Below are 19,435 nucleotides of genomic sequence, written 5' to 3' on the forward strand. Positions count from 1 at the left end.
TCCGGCCACGAAGGCAATGCGCTGTTGGCGCGGGCCTGCCGGCATACCGACCCGGCATTCCTGCATTATCGCTCCGGAGCCTTCATGGCCGAGCGTTCGCGCCAGGTGCCGGGGATCGACCCACTGCGCGATGCCGCGCTGTCCTTTGCTGCCAGCGCCGATGACCCGGCCAGCGGGGGGCGCCACAAGGTGTGGGGCAGCAAACCGTTGTGGGTGCTGCCGCAGACCTCGACCATCGCCTCGCATCTGCCGAAAGCGCTGGGCACCGCGCTCGCCATCGAAAGCGGCAAGCGGCTGGGCCAGGAACTGCCGATTCCGGCCGACAGCATCGTGCTGTGCTCGTTCGGCGACGCCTGGCCAACCATGCCACCGCGCAGACCGCGTTCAATACCGCGATGTGGTCGGCCTACCAGAAGCTGCCGGCGCCGATCCTGTTCGTCTGCGAGGACAACGGGCTGGGCATTTCGGTGAAGACGCCGGAAGGCTGGATTGCCGAACGCTTCAGCCGCCAGCCGGGGCTGGACTATTTCTTCGCCGATGGTCTGGACCTGGCCACCGGACACGCCCAGGTGCAGGCGGCGGTGGAGCACTGCCGGCGTACGCGGCGGCCGACGTTCCTGCATCTGCGCACCACGCGCCTGATGGGGCACGCCGGTACCGACTTCGAGGTGGGGGAATGGCGCGCGTTGCCGGAGCTGTGTGCGGCCGAGGCGCAGGACCCGCTGCTGCGCTCGGCACAGATTGCGATGGAATCGGGCTGGATGGATGCGGCCGCCATCGAGGTGGCCTACGAGACGATGCGTGCGCGCTGCATGGCCGCCGCCGCCGATGCCGAAGGACGCCCGAAGCTGCAATCGCTGCGCGAAGTGATGGAGCCGCTTGCGCCCTATACGCCGGCTGCGGTGCAGGCCGAAGCACGGCGCGAGGTGCCCGCCGGGACACGCGAAGCGCTGTATGGCGGTGCGGAGGCCTTGCCCGAACGGCAGGCGCCACGCCGCTTGGCGATCCAGATCAACCATGCCCTGCAGGAACTGCTGGCGAAGTATCCGCAGAGCCTGCTGTTCGGTGAGGACGTCGCACAGAAGGGCGGTGTCTACACCGTCACCAAGGACCTGCTGCGCCGCTTCGGCCCACGCCGGGTGTTCAACACCCTGCTGGACGAGACCATGATCCTGGGCATGGCGCAGGGTCTGGCCAACCTGGGCATGCTGCCGATTCCGGAGATCCAGTACCTGGCCTACCTGCACAACGCCATCGACCAGGTGCGCGGCGAAGCGTGTTCGCTGCAGTTCTTCTCCAACGATCAGTACCGCAACCCGATGCTGGTGCGGGTGGCCGGGCTGGGCTACCAGAAGGGCTTCGGTGGCCACTTCCACAACGACAACTCGATCACCGCGCTGCGCGACATCCCCGGGCTGGTGGTGGGCTGCCCGTCGCGTGGCGACGATGCGGTGATGATGCTGCGCACGCTGGCCGCACTGGCGCGGGTGGATGGACGCGTGGCGGTGTTCCTGGAGCCGATCGCGCTGTACATGAGCAAGGACCTGCACGAAGCGGGTGATGGCCAGTGGCTGTTTGACTATCCGGCACAGGGCCAGGCACTGGTGCCGGGCGAGGGCCGGGTCTATGCGCCGGAGGCCGGCGACCTGGTGATCTATACCTATGGCAACGGCGTGCCGATGGCATTGCGCGCATCGCGGGCGCTCGAGCAGCAGCTGGGCTGGCAGGTACGGGTGGTCGACCTGCGCTGGCTGGTGCCGCTGGACGCCGGCTTCATCGCCGCCCAGGCTGCCAGCGCTCGGCGGGTGCTGGTGCTGGACGAAGGTCGCCACAGTGGCGGGGTGGGGGAGGGCGTGGTCACCGCGCTGGTCGAGGCGGGGTTCGGCCATCTGCCGTTGCGCCGGGTCTGTGGTGCCGACACCTACACGCCACTGGCGGGGGCAGCAATGTTCGGGCTTCCAAGCGACAATGCGGTGATTGGCGCCGCCCTCGACCTGGCGCAGGAACCCTGATGCATGTGTGGATTGGCGGGAATGTTGTTGCCGGCGCCGCTGGCGTCGGCCGAGGCGCTGCAGGCGCAGGCCCTGGCCATGGGCCAGGCGCTGCACCACCGCGGGCCGGATGATGGCGGCAGCTGGGTCGATGCCGAGGCGGGCATCGCGCTGGCGCATCGGCGCCTGAGCATCCTCGACCTGTCCCCGCTGGGCCACCAGCCGATGGCCTCGGCCGACGGCCGCTACGTGATGGCCTACAACGGCGAGGTCTACAACTTCGCCGCCCTGCGTGAGGAACTGGAGCCGCTGGGGCATGCCTTCCGCGGCCATTCCGACACCGAAGTACTGCTGGCGGCGATCCTGCAATGGGGCGTGGAAGACACCCTGCAGCGCTGCAACGGCATGTTCGCCATCGCGCTGTGGGACCGCCAGGAGCGTTGCCTGTGGCTGGCCCGCGACCGCGTCGGCAAGAAGCCGCTGTACTACGGCTGGGCCGGCGACACGCTGGTGTTCGGTTCGGAACTGAAGGCGCTCTGGCAGCACCCGGCGTTCGACAACGACATCGACCGCGATGCGCTCACATTGCTGCTGCGGCTCGACTACATTCCCGCGCCGCACAGCATCCACCAGCGCTGCTACAAGCTGATGCCGGGCCGCGTGCTGCGCCTGGACGCGGCGGCTGTGGCTGCAGGTGCCGCAGCACATCGCCCGGAACAGGCACAGCGCCCGTACTGGGATGCGCGCGCGCGCATGCAGGCGGCGTTGGCCGCTCCGTTCCAGGGCCGCATCGAGGACGCCGAGGAGCAGCTGGACACGCTGCTGCGCGACGCGGTGGCGCTGCGCATGGTGGCCGACGTGCCGGTTGGCGTGTTCCTGTCCGGTGGCACCGATTCATCGCTGGTGGCGGCGCTGATGCAGGCGCAGAGCGGGCAGCCGGTGCACAGTTTCAGCATCGGCTTCACCGACTCGGGGCATGACGAAGCGCCGCTGGCCAGGGAGCTGGCGGCCCACCTGGGCTGTGATCACACCGAGCTGTACGTCAGCGGTGCCGACGCGTTGGCGGTGGTGCCGCAGTTGCCGGCGATGTTCGACGAGCCTTTTGCCGATGCGTCGCAGGTGCCGACCGCGCTGGTCGCCCGGCTGGCACGGCAGGGGGTGACCGTGGCGCTGTCCGGCGACGGTGGCGATGAGCTGTTCTTCGGCTACACCCGGTATGTACGCGCGCTGCGCAACTGGCAGATGCTCGGCCGCGTGCCGGGGCCGTTGCGGCGCTGGATGGGCGCACGCGCGCAGCAGGGCGAGTCCTCGCGGACCGGTGGCCTGGCCGCGCTGCTGGCCGAGACCGGCGCACGTGGCATCGGCGACGTCTACCGCAACCGCATCTCGCGCTGGCGCGACCCGGCCGCGGCGGTGCCCGGCGCGCAGGCCGCCGGCAGCTTCTACGACCTGGCCGATCCGCTGCACGGCGCGGGGACGCCGGCCGACGCGATGATGCTGGCCGATTTCGTGACCTACCTGCCGGATGACCTGTTGTGCAAGGTCGACCGCACCTCGATGGCAGTCAGCCTGGAGGCGCGCGCACCGCTGTTGGACTGGCGCGTGGCCGAGTTCGCCTGGTCGCTGCCGCTGGGCTTCAAGCGCAGTGAGACGACCAGCAAGGTGTTGCTCAAGCGCGTGCTGGGTCGTTACGTGCCGCATTCGATGGTGCACCGTCCCAAGCGCGGTTTCGGCGCACCGGTCAGCGATTGGCTGAAGGGTGACCTGCGGCCCTGGGCCGAGGACCTGCTGCAGCCGGCGCGGCTGGAGCGTGAGGGCGTGCTGTCGGCGGCGGCGGTGCAGCCGTTGTGGCAGCAGTTCCTGGGAGGGCAGCGCAAGTGGCATACCCATCTGTGGAACGTGCTGATGTTCCAGGCCTGGCAGGCGCATTGGCGGCAGGTGCGCGCGACCGTCACGGGCGGTTGATCTTCACCGGCCTGCACGGGCCCGGCGACTAGGCTGGGCCTCCCGCACCGTGAGGAGTATGTCCCGATGTCCGTCCCCACCATCGCCGTGTTCGTCGGCAGCCTGCGCAAGGACTCCTGCAACCGCAAGCTGGCCCATGCGCTGGAGAAGATCGCCGGCGATCGCGCGCGCTTCCAGTACGTGCAGATCGGCGACCTGCCGCTGTACGACCAGGACTTCGACGCGCACTATCCGCCGCAGGGTACCCGGCTGAAGAACCAGGTGCGCGCCGCCGACGCGGTGCTGTTCGTGACCCCCGAGTACAACCGGTCGGTGCCGGGCGTACTCGAACGCCATCGATATCGGCTCGCGCCCCTACGGTGACAGTGCGTTTGCCGGCAAGCCGGCGGCGGTGATCGGCGCCTCCATCGGCCAGATCGGTACCGCCGTGGCCCAGCAGCACCTGCGCAACAGCCTGGCCTTCCTGGACATGCACGTGCTGGGCCAGCCCGAGGCGTTCATCCACTTCAAGGATGGACTGATCGATGCCGACGGCACGATCCACAACGAGGGCACGCAGAAGTTCCTGCAGGGCTACGTGGACCGGTTCCTGGCGCTGATCGCGGTACACGTGAAGGGCGATTGAGACCGATGGGGTCAGAGCCCTCTGCTTCGCAGAGGGATCCGACCCCAGCCATGCCCGGGGTCGGATCCCGTCGCGCAGTGGCGGGTTCTGACCCCACGCCCAGCAGGGCGGGCCAGAGCCCGTATGTTGCACGGGTTCCGACCCGGGTCGCCTGATCTGCGATAATGCTCCGCTCGGGTGCCGCAATGGCGCCTGTCGCAGGCAGTGCGACGCCCCCACGCCAGTCTGGCCAGGCGCCGGCGGATATCCCCCGTTTCTCCACGGCTTATCCACAGGCTTGTCCATGGCCGCCGGGGGCGGCGCATGCCTACACTCGTCTGGCCCACTTTTGCAGGAAACACCGCAGCATGTCCGCTCGTCCCGGCTTCCGTTCCAACCGCAGAGAGCGCGGTGATGGCTTCGATCGCGATCGCGACGAGTCGCGCATCGACCAGTTGCGGGTACCGCCGCATTCGGTGGAGGCCGAGCAGGCGGTGCTGGGTGGCCTGATGCTGGCGCCCGAGGCGTATGACCGGGTCAACGACCAGCTGACCGAAGGCGACTTCTATCGTCGCGATCACCAGATGATCTACCGGGCGATCCGCGAGCTGTCCGAGCGCGAACGGCCGTTCGATGCGGTGACCCTGGGCGAGTGGTTTGAATCGCAGGGCAAGATGGAACTCGTTGGCGACGGCGCCTACCTGATCGAACTGGCCAGTACCACGCCGTCGGCCGCCAATATCGTGGCCTACGCCGAGATCGTGCGCGACAAGGCGGTGCTGCGGCAGCTGATCCAGGTCGGCACCGACATCGTCAACGACGGTTTCCAGCCCGAAGGGCGTGACAGCAGCGAGCTGCTGGCCTCGGCGGAAAAGAGCGTGTTCGCCATCGCCGAACAGGGCGCGCGTGGCCGTACCGATTTCGTGGCCATGCCGGGTGCACTGAAGGATGCCTTCGAGGAGCTGCGCAACCGCTTCGAGAACGGCGGCAACATCACCGGCCTGCCGACCGGTTACAACGATTTCGATGCGATGACCGCCGGCCTGCAGCCGACCGACCTGATCATCCTCGCGGCGCGCCCGGCCATGGGCAAGACCACCTTCGCGCTGAACATCGCCGAGTACGCGGCGATCAAGTCGAAGAAGGGCGTGGCGGTGTTCTCGATGGAAATGTCGGCATCGCAGCTGGCGATGCGCCTGATTTCCTCCAATGGCCGCATCAACGCGCAGCGCCTGCGCACCGGCCAGCTGGAAGACGAGGACTGGAGCCGCGTCACCAGCGCGATCAAGATGCTGAAGGAAACCAAGATCTTCATCGATGATACGCCGGGCGTGTCGCCGGAAGTGCTGCGCTCCAAGTGCCGCCGCCTCAAGCGCGAGCATGATCTCGGCCTGATCGTGATCGACTACCTGCAGCTGATGAGCGTGCCGGGCAACAGCGAGAACCGCGCGACCGAAATCTCGGAGATCTCGCGTTCGCTGAAGGGCCTGGCCAAGGAACTGAATGTGCCGGTGATCGCGCTGTCACAGCTCAACCGCTCGCTGGAAACGCGTACCGACAAGCGCCCGGTGATGGCTGACCTTCGTGAGTCGGGCGCAATCGAGCAGGATGCGGACATGATCGTGTTCATCTACCGCGATGACTACTACAACAAGGAAAACTCGCCGGACAAGGGCCTGCCGACATCATCATCGGCAAGCACCGTGGTGGCCCGACCGGTTCGTGCAAGCTGAAGTTCTTCGGCGAGTACACCCGCTTCGACAACCTGGCCCACGATTCGGTCGGCTCGTTCGAGTAACCGTAGTGCCGGCCGCTGGCCGGCAACCACCCCACGGCCGGTAAACCATCCGAAACGCCAAAATTCCGTATGTGGCGTGTAAATGACATGTAACGCGACGCTTCTACGATTCCGCCGCTGCTGCCCTTCGACGCCGCCCTTCGGCGTCCAGCGTGCCCAAGGAATCCGCCTCCATGCCGTCCCACGCTCCGCTTCGCCGCAATCTGCTGGCCCTGCTGGTCTGTGCTTCGCTGCCGTCGCTGGCTGCCGCTGAAACCGCCCCCGCCACCGACGCACCGTCGGCCACCACCCTCGATTCGATCTCGGTGATCGGCCGCGGCGAAGCCCGCCAGGTGCAGCGCGTGACCGCCGAGGACATGAAGATCCTGCCGCCCGGTGCCAACCCGCTGAAGTTGCTGGCCAGCAAGCCGGGCGTGCACTTCGAGTCGGCCGATGCCACCGGCGCCTACGAATGGTCCACCACCATCAGCCTGCGTGGCTTCAACCAGAACCGCCTGGGCTACACCCTCGATGGCATCCCGCTGGGCAACATGGCCTATGGCAACAGCAACGGCCTGCACATCAGCCGTGCGGTGATCAGCGAGAATCTGGGCGGTGCCGAAGTGTCCACCGGCATCGGCGCGCTGGGCACGCCGTCCACCAGCAACCTCGGTGGCGTGTTCCAGTTCTATTCGATCGATCCGTCCACCGAGTACGGCGTGGTGCTGGCGCAGGGCTTCGGCAGTGACAGTGCGCGCCGCAGCTATGCGCGCCTGGAGACCGGTGAGCACCAGGGCTTCGCCGCCTACCTGTCCGGCGTGTATTCGGAAGGCGACAAGTGGAAGGGCAAGGGCTCGCAGGAGCTGAAGCAGTTCAACGGCAAGGCCACCTACAACTTCGGAACAGACAGCAGGATCACCGCGTTGTTCAACGCTTCGCGCCGCGTCGAGGCCGATTACCAGGACCTGTCGCTGGAGATGATCGATCGCCTCGGCTGGGACTGGGACAACTACGCGCCGGACTGGGATCGCGCCGTCGCCGCGGCACGCGGGAAATTCAGCGGCGGCGTCAACAGCCCGTGGGATGCGTACTACTCCGGCCACGGCCTGCGCAACGATGACCTGTCCAGCATCGCCGGCGATTTCGGCCTGAACGAGTCGATGCGGTTGAAGGTCAATGTCTACAACCACAGCAACCGTGGCCAGGGCCACTGGTTCAGCCCGTCCAATCCGTCCAACCCGGGCACCAGCCGCGAGATTCCGATCTCGATCCGCACCACCGAGTACGCGATCGACCGTACCGGCGTGACCTCGGCGTTCACCTGGAACGTTGGCGGCCACGAACTGGAAGCCGGTCTCTGGTACGAGGACAACGGCCACAGCGTGCAGCGCAACTTCTACTACATCGACGGCCCGATCACCGACGACTTCTTCCTGCGCAACCCGGACCAGCGCGTGTGGCACCAGCGCTACACCACCATCACCCGCCAGTTCTACGTGCAGGACCGCTTCCGCCTGTTCGATGACCGGCTGACCATCGACATCGGTGCGAAGTCGCCGCACACCCGCACCAGCGTGCGCACGCCGCTGGGCAGCTATGCCAACAACAGCAGCCTGACCTCGAAGAAGGGCTTCCTGCCGCAGGCCGGCTTCAACTTCAAGCTCAACGAAGGCAACGAGATCTTTGGTTCGTTCGCCAAGAACATCGCGGCCTATGCACTGGGCGTGGGCAGTCCGTTCAACGTGCCGCAGGCCGCCTTCGATGCCAGCGCGCAGAACCTGAAGCCGGAACAGTCGCGCACGATCGAGCTGGGTTGGCGTGGCTACGGCCGTGGCTATGAAGCCTCGGTTGCGGTGTACGACGTCAAGTTCGACAACCGCCTGCTGGCGATCGCACAGTGCGTGGGCATCCTCGGTTGCCCGGCGCTGTTCTCCAACGTGGGTTCGGTGACCAGCCGTGGCGCCGAGGCGACGCTGCAGCTGAAGCCGATGCAGGACCTGTCGTGGTCCAACGCGCTGTCCTGGAATTACAGCACCTATGACAACGACTACGTGAACAACGGCGTGGTGCCGACCCGCGGCAAGAAGACCGTCGACACCCCGGAATGGATGTTCGCCAGCACCCTGGCCTGGACCCCGGGCCCGTGGGACATGCGCCTGTCGGCCAACCACGTGGGCAAGCGCTACGTGACCTACACCAATGATGTATCGGTGCCGAGCTACTGGCTGGTCAACGCTTCGGTGGCCTATGACTTCGGCAAGCTCGGCCCGGCGCAGAACCTGACCGTGGCGTTGAACCTGACCAACCTGACCGACAAGCGCTACCTGTCTTCGATCAACACCAACGGCACCTACGCCGCCGACCCGACCCGCAGCCTGGCGACCATGCAGGTCGGTGCGCCGCGCCAGGTGATGGCTACCGCCACCGTGCGCTTCTGATGCGCGGGCCTGTCGATCCGGAACGCCGTCGTCGTCTGCTGCGCATGGCGTGGCAGGGCACGGGGGCGGCGATCGCGCTGGCGGCGATGCCGGGGCTGGCCACGGCCGGCCCACGGCCGCGGCTGGGGCGCGATCCGTTCACCCTCGGTGTCGCCGCCGGTGATCCGGATCCACAGGGGGCCGTGTTGTGGACGCGGCTGGTACCGGACCCGCTCAATGGCGGCGGCATGCCGTCGCGGGCGGTGCCGGTGCGCTGGTTCGTGGCCGAAGACCCCGGCATGCGCCGGCTGGTGCAGCGGGGGACTGCGGCCGCGGTGCCCGAGCTGGCCCACTCGGTGCACGTGGAGGTCAACGGACTGCGCCCAGGCCGCGACTACTACTACCGTTTTGCCTGCGACGGCGATGAGGAAAGCGCGGTCGGCCACTTCCGCACCGCGCCGCTGCTGGACACGCAACTGCAGCAGCTGCGGCTGGCCCTGTGCACCTGCCAGGCCTGGAACAGTGGCTACTACCCGGTCCTGCGTGATATCGCGAAGAGTGATGTTGACCTGGTGCTGCATGCCGGTGACTACCTGTACGAGTACAGCCCGCTGCAGAACGCGCGTGGTCGCGCGTTGGATGCCGAGCGCTTCAGCGGCGAGACCGTCAGCCTGGAGCGCTACCGTGACCAGTACGCGCTGTACAAACTCGATCCGGATCTACAGGCCGCGCACGCCGCACACGCGTTCGCGGTGATCTGGGACGACCATGAAGTGCAGAACGATTACTCCGGCATCCACCCGGAAAAGCCCGGCGTATCGACCGAAGATTTCATCGTGCGTCGTGCGGCAGCCTATCGCGCGTTCTACGAACACCTGCCGATGCGCAGCTCGCCGGCGGGCAATGGCGGCCTGCGCGTGCACCGGCGCCTGCGCTATGGCGACCTGGCACAGCTGACGCTGCTCGATTGCCGCCAGTTCCGCCCGGCCAATCCCTGTGGCGTCGGCGAGTCGCCACGCTGTGATGCCGCACTGGACCCGCGCATGAGCATGCTCGGCGTGGGCCAGGAAGCGTGGTTCGCGCAGTCGATGGCCGCCGCGCAAGGCACGCGCTGGAACGTGGTGGTGCAGCAGCTGTTGATGGCGCAGCTGCGGCTGGACGGCGGCACGCCACGCGAGCGCTTCTGGAACGACGCCTGGGATGGCTATCCCGCCGCACGCAACCGGTTGCTGCAGGCGATGCAGGCGGCGGGCAGGGCAATGCCATCGTGCTGGGCGGTGACTGGCATTCCTCTTTCGTCAACGATCTGAAGCTGGATTTCGACGCGGCCAGTGCGCCGGTCGTGGCCACCGAATTCATCGCCCCGGCAATCAGCAGTGGCGGCGACGATACGCCCTATGGCCCGTACTACGGGCCGTCGATACCGCAGAATCCGCATATCCGCTATTTCGACGGCGACCGCCGTGGCTGGTGGAAGCTGCAGCTGAACCGGCAGACCATGGACGCCGAGCTGCGCTTCGCCGACAGCGTGCTGCGCCCGGATGCGGCGGTGCGTACAGCGGCGCGTTTCCAGGTGACCCACGGCCGCCCGGGCGCAGTCCCGGTGTGAATCCGATCCTGATCGATGGCGGGTAGTGCCGGCCGCTGGCCGGCAACCGCATTAACCACTGGTTTCATCGCTCCCAGCCCGGGTTTCGTCGCAAACCGTTTGCGGGCGGCCTGGGCGGGGCGCCAAGGTGTCCGCAGGCGGCAGGGTGCCGCCCCAAGGAGACCGTGATGAAGACCCTGTTCGCGCTCGGTGTGTGGTGCCTGCTGTTCGTGCTGTGCTGGCCGCTGGCGATCCTCGCCCTGATCGCCTGGCCGTTCGTGTGGCTGCTGAGCCTGCCGTTCCGCCTGGTCGGCATCACCTTCTCGGCGCTGTTCGCCTTCCTGCGCGCGCTGTTCATGCTGCCGGCGCGGTTGCTCGGTGGTCGGGTGGTTCCCGCATGAGGAGGGTGCTGCTGGTCGGTCTGGCCCTGTTGGCGGCCCCGGTACTGGCCGCACCTCCAGCGCCGCCCTCGGTGTGGCTGGAACGCCAGCAGACCGCCGCTGCCGATGAGGCGAACGCTGCAGCGGTCTCTGTGCAGAAGGCCAAGGAGCGCTGCAGGGTCGCGAAGGAATGGAAGGTCGGCGATACGGTTGTGCAGCACAGGGTCTGTGAGGATCCGCCGAAGAAGCCCACTGGGAAGGTGTAGAGCCGAGCCCATGCTCGGCTCCACCTCATGCTGCCTCGGCACGCAGCGCCGCCTGCACGGCCGGTCGTGCGTTGATCCTGCGGACATAGGCAGGCAGGGCCGGCCACGGCGCCAGATCGATGGAGAAGAAGCGGCACCAACCCAGCACCGTAAACAGGTAGGCATCGACCACGCTGAAGTCGGGCCCCATCAGGAAGTCCTGCGTTGCCAACGTCTCCTGCAGCAGGTCGAAACGCTTGAACAGCTTCTGCCGGAAGAAGGCTTTGGCCGCTTCCGGCAGATCGGCGTTGAACAGCGGCGCCGAGCCGGCGTGGATCTCGCTGGTCACGAAGTTCAACCACTCCTGCAGTCGCACCCGCTCCCAGCTGCCGGCGGGCGGCGCCAGCGCGCATCCGGGTTTCAGGTCGGCCAGGTACTGGACGATGGCCGGGCCTTCGGTCAGCACCTGTCCGTCATCCAGTTCCAGCGCCGCGACATAGCCTTTGCGGTTGATGGTGCGGAAATCGCGGCCATCGGCGGTCTGCTTGCTGGCGTTGTCGACCTTGATCAGCTCGAAGGGCAGGCCGAGCTCACGCAGCACGATATGGGGCGACAGCGAGCAGGTGTAGGGCGCGTAGTACAGCTTCATGGACGGTCTCGAGGGGGAAAGGACGGCTGGGCCAGCCGATGCGAGGCAGTCTGCTGTGCGAGCGGTATCCGGTAAAATCAATCTTCGATTTTCTTGCCATAAGCTGGGCTACTGCCAGTCATGATGAATCTTGCCCATTGGCGCCTGCTGGTTGCGGTGGCTGACGAGGGAACCATCTCGCGCGGCGCTGACCGGGTCGGCATCAGCCAGTCCGGTGCCAGCCAGGCCCTGGCCCAGCTGGAATCCTCATTGGGGTTTGCGGTGTTCGTGCGCGAGCGGCGCCAGGTGGAGATCACTGCGCTCGGGCAGCGGGTGATCGAACACGCACGCATCATGCTGGGCGGCCTGCAGGCGATCCGTGCGCTGGCCGATGACAGCCAGGGGTTCAGTGGCGCACGCATCCGTCTGGCGACCTTCCCGTCACTCGTTTCCAGCGTGCTGCCAGCGCTGCTGCGGGATTTCCAGCGCCGCCACCCGGGCATCGAGGTGGTGATCGTGGAGGGTACGGACGAGGAGGTCGAGCGCTGGCTCGAATCGGGCACGGTCGATGCCGGCGTGGTGATGAACCCCGCTGCCGATCGCGTCCCGTTGATGCTGGGCAGCGATGGGTGGATGGCGGTGCTGCCGCAGGCGCATCCGCTGGGGCGTCGCGCCACGGAAAGCGGGGTGGCCTTGAGCGAGCTGGCGGGCGAACCCTTCATCCTCGCAACAGGGGGCTGTGCGGTGAACGGTCAGCGCTTGATGGCGGACGCTGGTCTACAGCTGAGCGACGTACGGGTGACCGTGCGCGACTGGGCCAGCGCGTGCGTGCTGGCGCGCGAGGGACTGGGCGTCTCGCTGGTGCCGGAATCGACGTTGCCGGACGATCTCCACGGCCTGCGCGTGCTGCCGGTGAAGCCGGCCATCCGTCGATTGTTTGGCCTGGTCTGTTCGCCGGCGGGTCGCGCATCGCGTGCAACGCAGGTCTTCATGCAGGAGCTGGCCACGGCCGTTGCGGGCAGTGCGTCTGGATCAGCGTGAGCCCGCTACCGGCGGGGAGCCCGAGCGCGGGGGCGTCAGCTGCCCGGCAGGGGTGCGGGCAACAAAAAACCCCGCCGAGGCGGGGTTCTTTGTTTGCAGGCGCGTGCCGACCAACGGTCGGCGCCTACCCGGATGCAGATCAGTTCGCCTTGTGGATGGCGCGCTTGCTGACCGCCATCGCCGCGTCGTGGATCACTTCCGACAGCGACGGGTGGGCGTGGCAGATGCGGGCCAGGTCATCGGCCGAGCCGCTGAACTCCATGGTCAGCACGCCTTCGTGCACCAGTTCGGAGACGTTGGCGCCGACCAGGTGCATGCCGAGGATGCGATCGGTTTCGGCATGGGCCAGGATCTTCACGAAGCCAGCCGGCTCGATCATCGCCACGGCACGGCCGTTGGCGGCGAACGGGAAGCTGCCGGCCTTGTACGGAATGCCTTCGGCCTTCAGCTGGGCTTCGGTCTTGCCGACCCACGCCAGTTCCGGCTCGGTGTAGATGACCCACGGGATGGTGTCGAAGTTGACGTGGCCCGGCAGGCCGGCGATCAGCTCGGCCACCGCGATGCCTTCCTCGAAGCCCTTGTGCGCCAGCATCGGGCCGCGCACGCAGTCGCCGACCGCCCACACGCCGTTGACGCCGGTGTGGCAGTGCGCGTCGACTTCGATCTGGCCGCGCTCGTTGATCTTGACGCCGGTGCCTTCGGCCAGCAGGCCCTTGGTGGCGGCGCGACGGCCAACGGCCACCAGCAGCTTGTCCACGGTCAGGGTCTTTTCGCCTTCGCTGTCGGTGTAGGTGACAACGACTTCCTTCTTCTTGCCCTTGCCGGTGATCTCGGTCTTGGAGACCTTGGCGCCGAGGCGGATGTCCAGGCCCTGCTTCTTGAATTCCTTGGCAGCGGTCTTGGCCACTTCGGCGTCGGCCACGGCCAGGAACTCCGGCAGTGCTTCCAGGATGGTGACTTCAGCGCCCAGGCGCTTCCACACGCTGCCCAGTTCCAGGCCGATCACGCCGGCGCCGATCACGGCCAGGCGGTTCGGCACTTCGGTGAAGTCCAGGCCGCCGACGTTGTCGACGATGGTCTCGCCGTCGAACTTGGCGAACGGCAGTTCGATCGAATCCGAACCGGCGGCGATGATGACGTTGGTGCCCTTCAGCTCGACGATGGAACCGTCATGCTGGGTGACCTTGACCACGTTGCCCGGCTTCAGTTCGCCAAAACCGTAGTAGGCGGCGACCTTGTTGGCCTTGAACAGCATGCCGATGCCGCCGGTGAACTGCTTGACGATCTTGTCCTTGCGGCCAACCATCGCCTCGACGTCGATCTTGGCATCCTTGAAGCTGATGCCGTGGTCGCCAAAGATGTGGCCCATGTTCCAGAACTGGCGCGAGGAATCCAGCAGCGCCTTGGACGGGATGCAGCCCACGCGCAGGCAGGTGCCGCCCAGCGCCGGCTTGCCGTCCTTGCCCAGCGCTGCGTCGATGCAGGCGGTCTTCAGGCCCAGCTGGGCCGCGCGGATGGCAGCGTGGTAACCGGCCGGGCCGGCACCGATGACGACGACGTCGAATTGTTCAGCCATTGAATTATTCCTTGATGCATTACCAGAACCCCTCCGCGCAGGCGCGGAGGGGCGGGAGGTTTCTTACAGGCCGAACAGCATGCGGCCCGGGTTTTCCAGCTGGTTCTTGATGTCCACCAGGAACTGCACCGAGTCCTTGCCGTCGATGATGCGGTGGTCGTACGACAGCGCCAGGTACATCATCGGCGCGATCACGACCTGGCCGTTCTGGGCGATCGGACGCTCCTTGATGGCGTGCATGCCCAGGATGGCGCTCTGCGGCGGGTTGATGATCGGGGTCGACAGCAGCGAACCGAAGGTGCCGCCGTTGGTCACGGTGAAGGTGCCGCCCTGCAGTTCTTCCAGGCTCAGCTTGCCGTCACGCGCCTTCTTGGCGTAGTCGGCGATGGTCTTCTCGATGTCGGCGAACGACATGCGTTCGACGTTGCGCAGCACCGGCGTGACCAGGCCCTTCTCGGTCGACACGGCGATCGAGATGTCCGAGTAGCCGTGGTAGATGATGTCGTCGCCGTCGATCGAGGCGTTGACCAGCGGGAAGCGCTGCAGCGCGTTGGCAGCGGCCTTCACGAAGAAGCTCATGAAGCCCAGCTTGATGTCGTGTGCCTTGACGAACTCGTCCTGCAGTTCCTTGCGCGCGGCCGACACCTTGGACAGGTCGACTTCGTTGAAGGTGGTCAGCATGGCGGTGGAGTTCTTCGACTCCATCAGGCGCTCGGCGATGCGCTTGCGGATGCGGGTCATCGGCACGCGTTCTTCCGGACGTGCGCCACCGGCCTTGCCGGCGCCGCCGTTGCGGGCGAAGTTGACGATGTCTTCCTTGGTCACCGCGCCGCGACGGCCGGTGCCGTCGACGTCGGCCGGGTTCACGCCTTCCGTGATAGCGGTGAAGCGGGCGCCCGGCGGCAGCGCGTCGGCGGCCGACTTGGCAGCCGGGGCCGGAGCGGCGGCAGCGGCCGGAGCCGCGGCGGCCGGGGCAGCAGCGGCAGCCGGAGCGGCTTCAGCGGCCGGAGCCGGGGCAGCAGCGACGGCGCCTTCCTCGATGATCGCCACGACCTGGCTGGAGGTCACGGTCGAGCCTTCGGCGAACTTGATTTCCTTGAGCACGCCGTCGACCGGCGACGGCACTTCCAGGACGACCTTGTCGGTTTCCAGGTCAAGCAGGTTTTCGTCGCGCTTGACGGCGTCGCCCACCTTCTTGTGCCAGGTGGCGATGGTGCCGTCGGCGACGGATTCGGGCAGTACCGGGGCTTTGACTTCGGTGGCCATTGCGGGAGCTTCCTGGTTTGTCTTCTAAATAGGGGGAGGATTATTCAGCGAACGTGTCGTTGAACGGGTTGACCAGTGCATCGGCGACCAGCTGCTGCTGTTCGCGGACGTGGTCAGCCATGTGACCGGCAGCCGGCGAAGCCGAACGTGCGCGACCGGCGTAGTGCAGGTTCTGGCCATCGGCCAGGCAGAACTGCAGGTGGTGGCGGATCTGGTACCGCGCACCCTGGTTCTGCGGTTCTTCCTGCGTCCACACCACGTCGGTGGCCTTGCCGTACTTCTTCAGTTCGGCAGCCAGCAGCGCACGCGGGAACGGGTACAGCTGCTCCACGCGGATGATCGCCACGTCGTCTTGGCCACGCTTGGTCTGGTCTTCCAGCAGGTCGTAGTAGACCTTGCCCGAGCACAGCACCACGCGCTTGACCTTCTTGGCGTCCGCGTTGGCGTCGCCGATCAGGTGCTGGAACTCGCCGTTGGCCAGTTCGTCCAGGGTCGACACGGCCAGCTTGTGGCGCAGCAGCGACTTCGGCGACATCACCACCAGCGGCTTGCGGGTGGTCAGGTGCAGCTGGCGGCGCAGCATGTGGAAGGCCTGTGCCGGGTCGACGGCACGACCACCAGCATGTTCTCCAGCGCGCACAGCTGCAGGAAGCGCTCCAGGCGCGCCGAGCTGTGTTCCGGGCCCTGACCTTCATAGCCATGCGGCAGCAGCAGGGTCAGGCCGGAGATGCGGCCCCACTTGGCTTCACCGGCGGCGATGAACTGGTCGATGACGACCTGGGCACCGTTGGCGAAGTCGCCGAACTGGCCTTCCCAGATGCACAGCGTGTTCGGATCGGTGGTGGAGAAGCCGTACTCATAGGCCATCACCGCTTCTTCGCTCAGCAGCGAATCGATGACGGTGGCCTTCTCCGGCGAATCCACCAGCTGCCGCAGCGGCATGTAGTAGTTGTCGGTCTTCTGGTCGTGCAGGATCGCGTGGCGGTGCGTGAACGTGCCGCGGCCGACGTCCTGGCCGACCAGACGCAGGGCACTGCCTTCGTCGAGCAGGGTGGCGTACGCCAGGTTCTCGGCAAAGCCCCAGTCGCCCGGGATCTCGCCGGCGGCCATCTTGCGGCGGTCGTCGTAGACCTTGGCCACGCGCGAATGCAGCTGCACTTCGTCCGGAATGGTGTTGATCAGCTTGGCCAGCTCGACCAGCTTGTTCTTCTCGACCTTGGTCGAGACCGGATCGGACAGTTTGCCTTCCAGCAGCTTCGGCCAGTCGACGAACAGCGGGCTGGTCGGCGGAGTCTTCTCGACCTTGGCCAGCTCGGTGGTCACTTCACCGGCGTCCAGCTTCTCACGGTAGGCATCGACCATCGCCTTGCCGGCACCGGCGGCGATCACGCCCGCCTTTTCCAGCTGCTCGGCGTACATCTCGCGGGTGGTGGCGTGCTTGCGGATCACCTGGTACATCAGCGGCTGGGTGATCGCCGGTTCGTCGGCCTCGTTGTGGCCCCAACGGCGGTAGCACATCAGGTCGATGACCACGTCCTTGGCGAACGTCTGGCGGAACTCGAAGGCCAGCTGTGCGGCGAACACCACGGCTTCCGGATCATCGCCATTCACGTGCAGCACCGGTGCGGCGATCATCTTCGCCACGTCGGTGGCATAGCGCGTGGAGCGCGTATCCAGCGGGTTGGAGGTGGTGAAGCCGACCTGGTTGTTGACCACGATGTGCACGGTGCCGCCGACGGCGAAGCCGCGGGCCTGCGACATCTGGAACAGTTCCATGACCACGCCCTGGCCGGAGAAGGCCGCGTCGCCGTGGATCAGGATCGGCATGACCTGCTTGCGTGCGGTGTCCTTGCGGCGCTCCTGGCGCGAACGCACGGAACCGGCCACGACCGGGTCGGCGATTTCCAGGTGCGACGGGTTGAACGCCAGCGCCAGGTGCACCGGGCCGCCGTCGGTGGCGACGTCGGCGGAGAAGCCCATGTGGTACTTCACGTCACCGGCCGACGCGTGCTCGTCGTGTTCGAACTTGCCTTCGAATTCGTCGAACAGCTTGCGCGGGTTCTTGCCCAGGGTGTTGACCAGCACGTTCAGGCGGCCGCGGTGGGCCATGCCGATCACCACGTCCTTGACGCCATCCTTGCCGGCGCTGCGGATGATGGTGTCCATCATCGGGATCAGCGAGTCGCCGCCTTCCAGCGAGAAGCGCTTCTGGCCGACGTACTTGGTGTGCAGGTAGCGCTCCAGGCCTTCGGCCGCGGTCAGGCGCTCCAGGGTGCGGCGCTGGGTGTCAGCGTCCAGCTGGTAGTTGCCACCGGCCGCTTCCAGCTTCTTGTAGATCCACTGGCGCTGCTCGACCTCCGAGATGTGCATGAACTCCGCACCGATCGAGCCGGTGTAGGTCGCCTTCAGGCGTGCCAGCAGGTCGCGCAGCTTCATGCGCGGCTGGCCGCCGACGCCGCCGGTGCTGAACTCGCTGTTGAGGTCGCCATCGGACAGGCTGTGGAACGGCAGGCCCAGGTCCGGGGTGTTGACCGGCGCGGCCAGGCCCAGCGGATCGAGGCGGGCGTCCAGGTGGCCGCGCGAACGGTAGGCGGTGATCAGACGACCGACATTGCGCTCGCGCTCGTCGCCCGCACCATTGCCGGTGCCGGCTTTCAGCGCATCCTTGGCCGCGTCCGCGATGTGGGAGATGACGGCCGAGTGCGGAATGTCACCTGCTTCGCGGCCCTTGAAGCCGTCGAAGTAGGTTTTCCATTTGGGATCGACACTATCCGGGGAGACCAGGTACTGCTCGTACAGGTCCTCGACATAGGAGGCGTTGCCGCCGGCGAGTTGCGAAGATTGCGCAAACTGCTTCAGTTGATTGTCCACGATGGAGGGTGTTGATTCGCTTTGTGGGGTATGGCTTCAGAAGGACCCGGCACGAAGATGAATAGCCATGCACGGGCGCGTTCAAACAGCCAAATTGTACCCCCAACCGGACACGAAGGGGCACCACCCGAGGCATCGTGCGTCCCCCGGTGCCGCTCCCAGACAGGTTGGCGCGGTGGCGCGCGCTCAGATGCCGAGCGCACGCAGTTCGCTGCAATCGCGCGAACGGTCCCAGACGCGCTGCAATTGCTGCTCGAACGGCTGCGAACGTGCAGGCAGCGCGATGCCGGCCTCGCCGTCGAGGCGATGGCCGATCAGACGAAAGTAGAAGTCGCCCGCATCGTTGAGCAGGCACGCCGAGGCCAGCGCGCGGTCGATCGGGTCGCTGACCTCGCGGAACTGGATCACGCTGGGCAGGCGCTGGGCCAGCGCCAGCAGCGGCGCGCCGGCAGCGGCGATCGCGGCCGCGTCGTGCACGATCACCCGCAGCTGCTTGTCGTGACGGGCGGTGACGAAGCGGCGCAGGGCGGCCTGCACCGGCGGTGCGTCAAGCAGTCCGGGGTCCAGCTGGCGGCTGTGCAGCCACAGCTGGCGGCGGGCGCGGTGGATGATGGCGGTGGTGATGGCCACCGCCTCGGCGCGGCTGTCGATGGCGCTGGCCGCGCCCAGCCGGCGGCGCATCTGCTGGTGGCCGATGCCGGCCTCCTCGAACACCTCGCCCTCGGGCAGGAAGCCCTGGCGGGCATAGAAATCGCGGGCCGGCAGCTGGGCGTGCAGGTGCAGTTCGGCCAGGCCGAGCCTGCGCCCAGCCTCGACCAGTGCCTCCAACAGGGCCTCGCCGACACCGTTGCTGCGATGGCTGGCCAGCACGGCCATGCGGCCGATGCGACCGTCCGGGGCCAGCCGGCCGGTGCCGACCGGCTGGCCGTCACTGTCCAGCGCCAGCACATGGGCGCTGACCGGGTCCAGCGCATCGCGTTCCAGCTCGGCGGCGATGCCCTGTTCCTGCACGAACACGCGTTGGCGCACCTCGTGGATGGCGACGTGGGCATCGGCGTGGCTGACCTGCTGGACCCGGATCATGGC

The 19,435-nt window shown here is 67.0% G+C and carries 9 protein-coding genes and 5 pseudogenes; 9 read left to right on the forward strand and 5 right to left on the reverse strand.

The window, feature by feature from the left end; all coding sequences use genetic code 11:
- The 8 genes and pseudogenes from ACXI0D_RS15465 to ACXI0D_RS15500 form a co-directional block, all read left to right on the forward strand.
- Positions 1-2,012: pseudogene (locus ACXI0D_RS15465) on the forward strand (transketolase C-terminal domain-containing protein); the annotation flags it as partial.
- A gap of 3 nt (positions 2,013-2,015) precedes the next feature.
- On the forward strand, positions 2,016-3,956 hold the full coding sequence (gene asnB / locus ACXI0D_RS15470) for an asparagine synthase (glutamine-hydrolyzing) (protein WP_119006512.1): 1,941 nt from the start codon (positions 2,016-2,018) through the stop codon (positions 3,954-3,956).
- A 66-nt stretch (positions 3,957-4,022) separates the two neighbouring features.
- Positions 4,023-4,581, forward strand: a pseudogene (locus ACXI0D_RS15475) (NADPH-dependent FMN reductase).
- Positions 4,582-4,928: 347 nt separating this feature from the next.
- Positions 4,929-6,358 (forward strand): annotated as a pseudogene (locus ACXI0D_RS15480) (replicative DNA helicase).
- Positions 6,359-6,531: 173 nt separating this feature from the next.
- Complete coding sequence (locus ACXI0D_RS15485) at positions 6,532-8,775, forward strand: TonB-dependent receptor family protein (protein ID WP_479642772.1); 2,244 nt, start codon at positions 6,532-6,534, stop codon at positions 8,773-8,775.
- 86 nt (positions 8,776-8,861) lie between these two features.
- Positions 8,862-10,363: pseudogene (locus ACXI0D_RS15490) on the forward strand (alkaline phosphatase D family protein).
- 167 nt (positions 10,364-10,530) lie between these two features.
- Positions 10,531-10,743 (forward strand): hypothetical protein, encoded by a 213-nt coding sequence (locus ACXI0D_RS15495; protein ID WP_049438118.1) that lies wholly within the window; start codon positions 10,531-10,533, stop codon positions 10,741-10,743.
- Positions 10,740-10,988, forward strand: coding sequence for a hypothetical protein (locus ACXI0D_RS15500; protein ID WP_101765777.1), 249 nt, complete (start codon positions 10,740-10,742; stop codon positions 10,986-10,988). The genes ACXI0D_RS15495 and ACXI0D_RS15500 overlap by 4 nt, the downstream gene beginning before the upstream one ends.
- 25 nt (positions 10,989-11,013) lie before the next feature.
- On the opposite strand, the gene gstA is transcribed toward ACXI0D_RS15500, so the two are convergent.
- Complete coding sequence (gstA, locus tag ACXI0D_RS15505; protein ID WP_101765776.1) at positions 11,014-11,616, reverse strand: glutathione transferase GstA; 603 nt, start codon at positions 11,614-11,616, stop codon at positions 11,014-11,016.
- Between the two features lie 123 nt (positions 11,617-11,739).
- On the opposite strand from gstA, the gene ACXI0D_RS15510 reads away from it, so the two are divergent.
- The gene (locus ACXI0D_RS15510; protein ID WP_233490792.1) at positions 11,740-12,636 is read left to right on the forward strand and encodes a LysR family transcriptional regulator; all 897 of its coding nucleotides are present in this window, start codon (positions 11,740-11,742) and stop codon (positions 12,634-12,636) included.
- Positions 12,637-12,775: 139 nt separating this feature from the next.
- Here the strand turns inward: ACXI0D_RS15510 and lpdA are convergent, their stop codons facing one another.
- The 4 genes and pseudogenes from lpdA to ACXI0D_RS15530 form a co-directional block, all read right to left on the reverse strand.
- Positions 12,776-14,212: a dihydrolipoyl dehydrogenase gene (gene lpdA, locus ACXI0D_RS15515; protein WP_479642773.1), complete on the reverse strand. Its 1,437-nt coding sequence runs from the start codon at positions 14,210-14,212 to the stop codon at positions 12,776-12,778.
- Between the two features lie 63 nt (positions 14,213-14,275).
- Positions 14,276-15,478: a dihydrolipoyllysine-residue succinyltransferase gene (gene sucB / locus ACXI0D_RS15520; protein WP_119006510.1), complete on the reverse strand. Its 1,203-nt coding sequence runs from the start codon at positions 15,476-15,478 to the stop codon at positions 14,276-14,278.
- A gap of 40 nt (positions 15,479-15,518) precedes the next feature.
- Positions 15,519-18,349 (reverse strand): annotated as a pseudogene (locus tag ACXI0D_RS15525) (2-oxoglutarate dehydrogenase E1 component).
- A 186-nt stretch (positions 18,350-18,535) separates the two neighbouring features.
- On the reverse strand, positions 18,536-19,432 hold the full coding sequence (locus ACXI0D_RS15530) for a GNAT family N-acetyltransferase (protein ID WP_458219943.1): 897 nt from the start codon (positions 19,430-19,432) through the stop codon (positions 18,536-18,538).
- Between the last annotated feature and the right edge of the window lie 3 nt (positions 19,433-19,435).

The organism is Stenotrophomonas sp. C9D9 (assembly GCF_056491205.1).

Excerpts from the sequence above, each read along its gene's own strand:
- ACXI0D_RS15510 (WP_233490792.1), top strand. The coding sequence starts at position 11,740 with ATGAATCTTGCCCATTGGCGCCTGCTGGTTGCGGTGGCTGACGAGGGA.
- ACXI0D_RS15500 (WP_101765777.1), top strand. The coding sequence starts at position 10,740 with ATGAGGAGGGTGCTGCTGGTCGGTCTGGCCCTGTTGGCGGCCCCGGTA.
- asnB (WP_119006512.1), top strand. The coding sequence starts at position 2,016 with ATGTGTGGATTGGCGGGAATGTTGTTGCCGGCGCCGCTGGCGTCGGCC.
- ACXI0D_RS15485 (WP_479642772.1), top strand. The coding sequence starts at position 6,532 with ATGCCGTCCCACGCTCCGCTTCGCCGCAATCTGCTGGCCCTGCTGGTC.
- gstA (WP_101765776.1), bottom strand. The coding sequence starts at position 11,616 with ATGAAGCTGTACTACGCGCCCTACACCTGCTCGCTGTCGCCCCATATC.
- ACXI0D_RS15495 (WP_049438118.1), top strand. The coding sequence starts at position 10,531 with ATGAAGACCCTGTTCGCGCTCGGTGTGTGGTGCCTGCTGTTCGTGCTG.
- lpdA (WP_479642773.1), bottom strand. The coding sequence starts at position 14,212 with ATGGCTGAACAATTCGACGTCGTCGTCATCGGTGCCGGCCCGGCCGGT.
- ACXI0D_RS15530 (WP_458219943.1), bottom strand. The coding sequence starts at position 19,432 with ATGATCCGGGTCCAGCAGGTCAGCCACGCCGATGCCCACGTCGCCATC.
- sucB (WP_119006510.1), bottom strand. The coding sequence starts at position 15,478 with ATGGCCACCGAAGTCAAAGCCCCGGTACTGCCCGAATCCGTCGCCGAC.